1 protein-coding gene is annotated in these 733 nt (G+C 60.4%); it reads left to right on the top strand.

Annotated elements, in window-relative coordinates; genetic code table 11:
* On the top strand, positions 1-733 hold a 733-nt coding region (locus CIK99_RS05325), incomplete at both ends, for an NAD-dependent epimerase/dehydratase family protein (RefSeq protein ID WP_144007909.1).

Here is a 733-nt window from a genome sequence, read left to right as displayed (position 1 = left end):
CTACCACAATCTGGTGGGCCGCACCCACAGCGAGCTCGACCTCACCGACCAGCAGGCTGTCAAGGCCTTCTTCGACCAGGAGCGCCCCGATGCCGTAGTCCTCACCGCAGCCTTTGTGGGCGGCATCATGGCCAACTCGCTCTACCGCGCCGACTTCATCATGCAGAACATGAAGATGCAGTGCAACGTGATAGAAAACGCTTACACCCACGGCGTCAAGAAGCTGCTCTTCCTCGGCTCCACCTGCATCTACCCCAAGCAGGCGCCCCAGCCCATGCGCGAGGACTGCCTGCTCACCTCGCCCTTGGAGTACACCAACGAGGAGTATGCTATCGCCAAGATAGCCGGACTCAAGATGTGCGAGTCCTACAATCTCCAGTACGGCACCAACTTCATCGCTGTGATGCCCACCAATCTCTATGGACCCAACGACAACTTCCACCTCGAAAATTCGCATGTCATGCCAGCCATGATGCGTAAGGTCTACCTCGCCAAGCTCATCCACGAGGGCGACTGGCACAGCATTGCCCGCGATATGGACAAGCGCCCCATCAACCCCACCGACGCCCTGCGCGACATCATCGGCGAGGGCAACGTAGACGGCCACAGCCAGCCCGACCGCATTCTCCGTGCGCTCGCCTACTACGGCATCTACGACAACCGCGTGGTACTCTGGGGCACAGGCTCGCCCCTGCGCGAATTTCTCTGGAGCGAAGACATGGCCGACGCCAGC

This window comes from Prevotella sp. P5-92 (assembly GCF_002251245.1).
Classification (GTDB): Bacteria; Bacteroidota; Bacteroidia; order Bacteroidales; family Bacteroidaceae; genus Prevotella.
Note: the sequence above shows the minus strand (reverse complement) of the source record. Positions and strands in the feature narration are given on the sequence as shown.